This is a genomic window from Celeribacter sp. (assembly GCF_048270365.1).
Lineage (GTDB): Bacteria > Pseudomonadota > Alphaproteobacteria > Rhodobacterales > Rhodobacteraceae > Celeribacter.
On the sequence record NZ_JBLWTA010000073.1, the window covers coordinates 1 to 6,020 of the forward strand.

The window sequence follows — 6,020 nt, forward strand, 5'->3', positions numbered from 1 at the left end:
CGCACCAACTGCGAACCGCCAGTTCCACGCGTCCGACTTGTGTCGCTTGATCGGACACGCTGCCTACGAAGCGCGGGTACTCGATGTGATCCGCAAGTTTGGGTGCCAGAGGTTTTCAGCAACTTTGGCGGTGCACGGAAGAGCGGTGTTGGCAGGGGAAATATCCAGATGATCCGCTGGCGGCGGTGCGCGATTGTATCAAGGAGCGCTCTCTGCGCTTGAAGGACCCCTGGATGGGTAAATTCGGGGGGCGGGCCTAGAGATGTGGTAGGGACTGCGTGAACAGCTTGCGGGAGGTTTCGGAGTTGGTTCTGAAAAGCTGGTTCAGGTATCCAACTGTTCCGTCATTTCCAACTCGAGCCGCGCAGTCTCCTGGTTGAGTCGCCATCTTTTAACGACATAAAACACGAGCGCCTTGCGAGTTTCGATCAGTAAATGCGTCTTGTCGTCAAAGCCGTACTCCAGCCGGACGGCTCGCGCTTGTGCATCAGATAGATCTGAACGCGGACGTATCCACAGGCGCACCAAGCTGTTCCAGTCCGTGTCAAAAGGCAGGGGAGCAGGCCGCTCCCGCGTTTTCATCTCAGTTTGTTTCGTTATTCGTATTGGGAGATAATCGCGGTACGCCTCGTGATTATAGCTCCAGGCGCGGAGATAAATTGCCTCTCCGTCAAAATGAAACTGAACTGGACTGATCCACTGCGGGTCGGATAGGCCGCTTGTCATCGAGGTGTAAGCAATCTGGATGTCGCGTTCGCCCATCTTGGCGCGGTAGAGCTGTGCGACAACGGTGGAATCCATCACGCGAGTGGGAAGCGGGATGCTCGCGCCAAGCGATGTCGCCTTGCCATCAAGTAATTCGAAAACTTGTTCCGGGCCAGCCTCAGTCAATGCGCAGTGGTCGCCGGTCGAGAAATAGGCCTTTTCTGCGGCATCGTAGATTGGCGGCGTATTCGTCAGAGAAAGATAGGTTCGAAAGTCAACGGCAGCCTGTGCCATCGAGATATTGAAGCGTTCGATCAAGTCGCGGCGGTTCGCCTGACCTCTCCAGGTCAGACATTGGTCGAGGAACAAAATACGCTCACGTTGCGCGTGCTTGAGGGCTTTTAGGCTCATACGCCGAGTAATACTTGACTCCGCTCGCATAGTCCATACATTTACTATACGTATAGAAAATGGATTGATCTAATGCGAATACTTCATACGGCAGATCTGCACTTGGGGCGGCAGTTCATGGGGTTGAGCCTCGAGGAGGATCATGAGGTTATCCTGGGTCAGATCCTTGAAACGCTTGTGGCCGAACGGGCCGATGTTCTTGTCATCGCCGGGGACGTTTTTGACCGTGCCTCGCCGCCCAATTCGTCGATCCGGCAGTTCAATCGCTTCCTCAAACGCGTGGCAGAGGAGACCGAAGCCGCTGTGGTTATGATCTCTGGAAACCACGATTCTGGCGACCGGATCGAGGCAATGTCTGTCTTTTCCACCGCGTCTCGTGTGCTGGTGCGCGGGATTGCTGATGCGGTGGAAGCGCCGCTGGTGCTGCGTGACGCGCATGGCGAGGTCGCCTTTTCCGCACTGCCTTTTTCCTATGAATACGCCGCACGCGAGGTGTTCGGGGATGAAAGCATTAATGCGCCGGCGGAGGTAGTTGCCGCCCAGATCGCTGCGGCGAGGGGGCAGGTGCCTGATGGGGCGCGTTGGGTCGTCGTGGCCCATGCTTTCGTCGCGGGGGGTGCGGTCGGCGAGACCGAGCGCGCCCTGACGCGAGTCGGAGGCATCGAAACTGTTCCCTCCGATGTCTTCGATGGGGCGGACTATGTTGCACTGGGGCATTTGCACAAGCCGCAGGAAGTGGGCGCGAGCCATATTCGTTACTCCGGCGCACCGCTCGCTTTCGGTTTCGACGAGGTGGGAAACGAAAAATCCATGACTGTCGTCGATCTGAAAGCTGAAGGGGTCGAGATCCGCATCGTACCGTTCCGACCGATCCGGCAGGTTCGCTCGCTTACCGGGGCATTCTCGGATCTTCTGGAAGGAACGCCGTCTGATGACTTCATCCAGGCTATCCTGACGGATGAAAGCCCTCTGATCGATCCAATGAAGCGGTTACGCGCGACCTATCCCAATGCTTGCCATCTGGCCTATGCCCGGCAGGAGCGCGCGGCAGAGACCAAGGCGCTCGGCAGCGGGCGGGCCGCGGTCACGCCGATCGAGATGATTGGCGACTTCGTGAAGGTTGTGCGCGGCCGGGAACCAAACGCCACCGAAGTCGCGATCGTCGCGGAAAAGCTCCACGCAGTAGCCTCCGGGGAGGAGCAGACATGAGACCCATTCGCCTATCGCTTCAAGCCTTCGGGCCATTTGCGACAACCGAGGTAGTCGATTTCCGGTCCGCGCTGGAGACGGGTCTGTTTGGAATCTATGGTCAGACCGGCGCGGGAAAGTCGACGCTGTTTTCGGCGATGTCCTTCGCGCTATTCGGGGCGCCGACCAAGACTGATCAGGAACCACGTTCACTACGCTCGGATCACGCCGCGTCGGATCTATCTACCGAAGTCGAATTTGTCTTTGAGCTGGGCGCCAAGACCTACCTGATCCGTCGTCGTCCGGCGCAGGAACGTCCGAAGGCACGCGGTGAAGGGACCACTGAGGACGCGGCGGAAGCCTCGTTATTCGACGTCACCGGGATTCCGGTGGAAACTCTTGGTCCGGGTCAGTCTGGCCGTGTAATTGCGGAAAAGAAGGTCTCGCTAGTTGGGCAGCAAATCGAGGCGCTGCTTGGCTACGGGGCAGATCAGTTTCGACAGATCGTGCTCTTACCGCAAGGCAAGTTCGAAACGTTCTTGGTCGCAAAAACGGATGCGCGGGTCGAAATATTGCGGGATCTCTTCGACGTGAAGATCTATCGCGATCTCGCCGCACGGCTGAAAGAAGAAGCCTCAGAGGCAGAGCGAGCGTTGCGCGACCAGCGCGCTCTCTACGTGGCTCGACTCGAGGAACGTGGTTTTGAGAGCGCGGAGGCGCTAGAACTCGGGATTGCCGCAGCCGAAACAAAAGTCGAAGAAAAGCAGGGAATTCAGAACGGCGCGGCGATGGCTACCGAAGCCGCGCGCAAAGCTCTGACCGAAGGCGAGCAAATCGAGAAAGCATTTTCTGCTGTCGACACGGCACAGCAGGCAATCGATGATCTAGAAAAGAAAACGGGCGAGGTCGAAGAACTGGCCAAGCGCATTGAGGCTGTCCGGAATGCCATGCAGGCCCGTGATCTTGAGACGGCTTTGCGCGATGCGGAGCAGGAAAGCCGGAATGCGGTGGAGGCAGTCACAAAGGTCGAGGCGGAACTAGACATCGCCACTGGCGCGAAGGAGGTGGCGGGAAAAAAACTTGTTGAGGCACAGTCGGGCGAGGACCGGCGGCAGCAAGTTCAGGCTGACCTGACAAGGTTGGAGGCAATCGAGAACCAGGTCGGTCAAGCAGCGGCTCTTAGAAGCGCGTTTGACGACGCTGCGAAGGACGAAGCTTCAGCGAAGAAGGCTCTGACCGAGGCCATAGATGCCCGAGAGAAGTTCAAGTCTCAGCGCGATGCGACCGATCTGGCGCTTGATCAAGCGCGAAAGACCGAAACGGAGCGAGGCCAGCGGACCGGTGAGCTGGCCGAGGTCAACCGAGAAAGGGTCAAGGCAGCGGCGTATGCTAAGGCGCAAGAAGCTGTCGCGGATGCTCAACGAAATGTCGATGAGGCATCGAACGAACTGGCGACAAGAACTGACGCTGCACGAGCCGCTGACGCGGGCTTGCTAGAAGCCGAGGCACGGCTTTCGCGCACGCAAGCGATCATTCTGGCCGAAAAGTTGACCGAAGGAGCGCCCTGCCCTGTCTGTGGTTCTCGTGATCATCCTACGCCCGCCCATGGTACGCCCGAACAATCTGGTTTGACCGAAGCATTTCGGAGCGCGCAGGTTCTGGCAAGAACTGCGTCCGAAGCCAGAGTTCGGGCCGAAAGCGAACTCGGCAATTTTCGAATCCGGCTCGACGAAAAGAAGCGGGCGCTTGAGGAACAGGAAAGTCCTGAGCGCACATTGGTGGAACTCGAAGCTGAAATCGCACGGCTTGAAGGCGACGTCGCCGGGCTTGGAGAAGCGGTCGATTTAGACGCGATGGCGGAGCAGTTGGCTCAACTCAAGCTGAAACTGACTGAGGCGGAAGCTGTCGAGGCTACGGCGCGCACCGCTGCAGGAAAGGCCGAGACCGCTCTTGCCGGCGCGCGCGCCAAGCTGGACACAGTGATCGAAGCTCTGCCGGAAGGTCTGCGCACGCCCGAGGCGGTTGTCGCTCGACGGGAGGCTTTGCAGAGAGAGCAAAGGCAACTCTCTGAAGCGCTGGAAGTGGCGACGCAACAGGACCGAGCCGCCAGTGAAACGCTCACCCGTGCGCACGAGCAGCTTGAAGCAGCAAAGCGGGCGCGCGATGCGCAGCAACAGCGCGTGAAAAAGGCCCAAGGTGATTTTGACGCTCGGCTTACCGAGGTTGGGCTGGACAAAGCGGGATATGATGCTTGCAAGAGCCATTTCCCGACTCTAGACGCCGACCGCAAGAAGGTGACCGATCACCGCGATGGATTGATCGCTGCTCGCACGACATTGCAGAACGCCATAGCCGCTTGCGCAGATCGTGAACGCCCGGATCTTGCCCCGCTTCAGCTGGCGCTGGCAGACGCCACCCAGACCTTGAACGCGGCCAACGCTGCACTTGCCACAGCGAGAACGGATGTATCGTCACTGACCAAATTCAAGGAATCGCTTGCTGCGGCTCTGACCGAGACCGAGCGGCTTGAAACTGAGACCGGTCCGCTCCGGGGGCTGGCTGATCTGGCTAACGGCAAGAACGATTTCAAGATGACACTCGAGACCTTCGCGATCGGAGCAATGTTCGACCAGGTTCTCGAGGCGGCGAATATGAGGCTCGACCCTATGACACGTGGTCGCTACCGGCTAACGCGTGGGCTCGAGGCATCCGGCGGTCGCGGCAAGCGTGGGCTCGAAATCGAGGTCTTCGACATCAACACCGGCAAGGCGCGCCCGACAGCAACGCTGTCAGGCGGGGAAACCTTTATCGCGGCATTGGCCCTCGCGCTTGGGCTAGCTGATGTGGTCGAGAGCCTTTCGGGCAAGATCCGGATGGACACAATTTTTATCGATGAAGGCTTCGGAAGCCTCGACACCGAGAATGGGGCGGGCACGCTGGATCAAGTGATCCAAGTTCTTGCTGCGTTGACAGAGGGCAGCCGGGCCGTCGGCCTGATCTCGCACGTCGGGCTGGTGCAGGAGGCTATTCCACAAGGCTTTTACGTGCGCTCGACCCCAAGCGGCAGCCGGGTCGAGGCAAGAAGGGGTATGGGATGACGGACCGCTGGTATTACCGGAAGGCACACACCCGCCGTCTGTCGTCAGGGCGCACGGTATCCGTCCGCGGCGGTTGGGCAGTTCGGGGTGATCGTGAAAGCAAGAGGGGCGCATCGTTCAGGCGGAGTTGTCCAACATGTGGGGCGCTGATCGTAAGCGTGGGCATGCCCAGAGGAGGGTGGGTCCATTTTGAGGGCGGCAAAGGCCTGACACGAATTAAGCACCCTTGCCTGCATCTTGGCGAGGGTCTGAGCAGGCGGCGCGACGAGGAGACACCGGATCTTTTCGAAAGCCTGCCATAGCTCGTTGTCGGATCACACAGAGCGATTCTGACCAAAACACTTAGGTCGATGTTCAAACCACGACCCTTTGGCGGCATCGATGAACGTAAGTATTGGCGGCAAACGCTCCGCCCTCAATGAACCGAGCAGGTCCCTGTCGCTGGATCTGATCACAACGGTTTAGTCCTTGATCCGCCACATTCTGAATCGTCCTTGTTGCGTCACTTCTCGGATCAGGCCTCGCTCTTCCATCCATGCGAGGTTCCTTTGAACAGCCGCGCGACTTGCGCCTGTTAGGGCCTCCGCCATCGGGGCCGACACCAAAGGCCACTCTGTC

3 protein-coding genes are annotated in these 6,020 nt (G+C 58.9%); 2 read left to right on the forward strand and 1 reads right to left on the reverse strand.

Translation table 11 applies throughout. The features are described from left to right. Positions 1–324: 324 nt before the first annotated feature. Positions 325–1,116, reverse strand: coding sequence for a hypothetical protein (locus tag ACN0X0_RS23010; RefSeq protein WP_417281139.1), 792 nt, complete (start codon positions 1,114–1,116; stop codon positions 325–327). 72 nt (positions 1,117–1,188) lie between these two features. Between ACN0X0_RS23010 and ACN0X0_RS23015 the strand changes: the two genes are divergently transcribed. Further along, complete coding sequence (locus ACN0X0_RS23015; RefSeq protein ID WP_417281140.1) at positions 1,189–2,325, forward strand: exonuclease SbcCD subunit D; 1,137 nt, start codon at positions 1,189–1,191, stop codon at positions 2,323–2,325. Beyond that, positions 2,322–5,402 (forward strand): AAA family ATPase, encoded by a 3,081-nt coding sequence (locus ACN0X0_RS23020; protein ID WP_417281141.1) that lies wholly within the window; start codon positions 2,322–2,324, stop codon positions 5,400–5,402. Before ACN0X0_RS23015 ends, ACN0X0_RS23020 begins: the two co-directional genes overlap by 4 nt. The last annotated feature ends 618 nt before the right edge of the window (positions 5,403–6,020 follow it).

Excerpts from the sequence above, each read along its gene's own strand:
- ACN0X0_RS23015 (WP_417281140.1), top strand. The coding sequence starts at position 1,189 with ATGCGAATACTTCATACGGCAGATCTGCACTTGGGGCGGCAGTTCATG.
- ACN0X0_RS23010 (WP_417281139.1), bottom strand. The coding sequence starts at position 1,116 with ATGAGCCTAAAAGCCCTCAAGCACGCGCAACGTGAGCGTATTTTGTTC.
- ACN0X0_RS23020 (WP_417281141.1), top strand. The coding sequence starts at position 2,322 with ATGAGACCCATTCGCCTATCGCTTCAAGCCTTCGGGCCATTTGCGACA.